The organism is Dietzia sp. DQ12-76 (genome assembly GCF_014145045.1).
In the GTDB taxonomy this organism is placed as follows: domain Bacteria; phylum Actinomycetota; class Actinomycetes; order Mycobacteriales; family Mycobacteriaceae; genus Dietzia.
This window is the reverse complement of sequence record NZ_JAALDV010000290.1, coordinates 1-2,544: the sequence shown is the minus strand read 5'-3', so window position 1 is coordinate 2,544 and position 2,544 is coordinate 1. Positions and strand designations below refer to the sequence as shown.

Sequence of the window (2,544 nt, the reverse complement as noted above, 5' to 3'; positions counted from 1 at the left end):
CCCGGCGGGCGCTGGACCCCCGCATGCCCATCTCCCCCCGCACGCTGCGGCTCCCGATCCGGTCCGGGACCCCGGCCGGGCGCCGCCTGGCGCTGTGGATGATCAACCTCATGCCCGGCACCCTGGTCGTGGACGAGGGCAGGGACGAGGGCGGGGGCTTGGACTGGGTGGAGTTGCACGTGCTCGCCGAGGACATCGACGCGGCCCACGCGTGGGCCGGACTCGAGCATCGCCTGGGTCGGATCTTCGGGAGCTGACCCGGACGACCCCCGGTGGCGAGGTAACGTGACACGTGTCACTTTCTCCCGGGTCGCCCCCCTCCCGCCGAAGGGCACACATGACCATCGCTGAGACCGCGCCGCCCCCCATGCCCGAGCTCGCCTGCTACGGCCTGGCCGGCCACAGCGCGTCGCCGGCCGACCTCATCGTCGAGGCCGCCCGCGCGGAGGAGCTGGGTCTCGGGTCGATTCTCCTGTCGGAACGGTTCGCCCTCAAGGACGCGGCGGTCATGGCGGGTGCCGCGGTCGCCGCGACCACCCGGATCGGAGTGGGGACCGCCGCGACCAACCACAACACCCGGCACCCGCTCGTCACCGCGACGATGGCCACCACGCTGCACAGGATGTCCGGCGGCAGGTACGCGTTCGGACTGGGCCGCGGCATCCCGCTGCTGTTCGACATCATGGGACTGCCGCATGTCACGTCCGCACAACTCGAGGACGCCATCGGCATCTACCGCACGCTGTGGCGGGGCGGATCCGTGGTGGGCCACGACGGCCCGGCGGGCAGCTACCCCTACCTCGTGCAGGACTCGACGTTCGACGAGGACATCCCGATTCTGCTCATGGCCATGGGAGACAACTCGCTCCGGCTCGCCGGTCGGATCGCCGACGGCGTGGTCCTGCACACCTTCATGTCCGACGCGGCGGTCGCCAGATCCGTCCGGCTGGTCCGCGAGGCCGCCGAGCGGGCGGGCCGGGATCCGGCGCAGGTGCGCATCTGGTCGGTCATGGCCACCATCGAGGACTCGCTCGACGAGACCGCGCGCCTGCGCAAGCTCGTCGGCCGCCTAGCCACCTACCTCACCGGATACGGCGACGTCCTGGTCCGGGTGAACGGGTGGGATCCGGCGGGCCTGGAGCGGTTCCGCGCGGATGAGCGTCTGTCCGCGCACTCCGGGGCGCTCGACGCGACCGACGACCTGGACATCCTGCGCCACGCCCGCGAGGTCCTGCCCGACGAGTGGCTGGCCTGCGCGGCGGTCGGTAGCGCCGACCACTGTGCGGACCGCATCGACGGGCAGCTCGCGCTCGGTGCGGACTCGGTCGTCCTGCACGGTGCCACCCCCGACGAGCTCGCCCCGGTCCTGGCGGCCTGGCGCCGACGGCGTGACCCGCGCCGGTTCGACCACCTCGCCCCCAACCCCGGACGACTCCACCTGCGGAAGGACCCACAGTCATGACCGGTGTCGATTCCAGCGCCTCCGTGGTCTGCACACCGCAGGAGGTGACGGCGCAGTGGCTCACCGCCGCGCTCGGCACGGAGGTCAGGTCCGCGCGGACCGAGGCCGTGGGGACCGGCCAGATCGGCTGCTGCGTGGTCGCCCACGTGGACGGTGACGGGCTGCCCCCCACGTTGTTCGTCAAGCTCCCCAACCCCGACGAGGGCATGCGTCCGCTCCTGCACGGCGTCTACCGGAGCGAGGTGCTGTTCTACCGGGACCTGGCGCCGACCGTCGCCGTGCGGGTCCCCCGGGCGCGGTTCGCGGCCCTCGGGGAGCGGGAGGGCGATTTCACGCTCGTGCTCGACGATGTGTCGCCGCTGGTCCAGGGCGACCAGCTCACCGGGCTGACGATCGAGGACGCCCGCGACTGCGCGATCAACCTGGCCGGACTGCACGGACCACGCTGGTGCGATCCGCAGTTGCGCGGCATCGACGGGCTCTCCTGCCCGTCGGTCGAGGACAACGTGACCCTGCAGGAGCTCGGCGGGCCGGCGCTGGAGGCGTTCCTCTCCGAGTTGGGGGATCGGCTCGACGACGACGAGCAGCGGATCCTGTCCGAGATCGCACCGCTGATCGCCGACTGGGCCAACGGGCGGTCCGAGCGCTACGCCCTGCTCCACGCCGACTACCGCGCCGACAACATGCTGATCGACCCCTCCGGCCAGCGGCCGTCCCTGGCCTGCGACTGGCAGACCCTCGCCGTGGGGCTTCCCGGGCGCGACCTCGGCGGCTTCCTCGGCTCCAGCCTGGATGTCGCCGACCGCCGGGCCGCCGAGCGAGGGATCGTGGCCGACTATCACCGCGCACTCACCGGGTTCGGGGTGGACGACTACTCCCTCGAGACCTGCTGGGACGACTACGTCTACGGGCTGCTCCAGACCCCGGTGCTCGGGATCTTCGGATGGATGTACGGCACCCGCACCGAGCGCGGCGACGCGATGTTCGCCCTGCTCATGCGGCGAGCATGTCGGGCGATCGCGGACCACGACGCCCTCGCCGTGGTCCGCGGCGGCTGACCCCGGCCACCCCGGCCGGGTTGC

General features: G+C 72.3%; 3 protein-coding genes. All 3 read left to right on the top strand.

Annotation, left to right across the window (positions count from 1 at the left end):
* Positions 1–257 (top strand): Na+/H+ antiporter subunit E (locus tag G6019_RS10420; RefSeq protein WP_182627533.1); only part of this gene is annotated, 257 nt, incomplete at its 5' end.
* An 80-nt stretch (positions 258–337) separates the two neighbouring features.
* Positions 338–1,462: a TIGR03857 family LLM class F420-dependent oxidoreductase gene (locus G6019_RS10415; protein WP_107755605.1), complete on the top strand. Its 1,125-nt coding sequence runs from the start codon at positions 338–340 to the stop codon at positions 1,460–1,462.
* Positions 1,459–2,520 carry a phosphotransferase family protein gene (locus G6019_RS10410; RefSeq protein ID WP_182612254.1) on the top strand — a complete coding sequence of 354 codons (1,062 nt, stop codon included), beginning with the start codon at positions 1,459–1,461 and terminating at the stop codon, positions 2,518–2,520. Before G6019_RS10415 ends, G6019_RS10410 begins: the two co-directional genes overlap by 4 nt.
* Positions 2,521–2,544 lie beyond the last annotated feature (24 nt).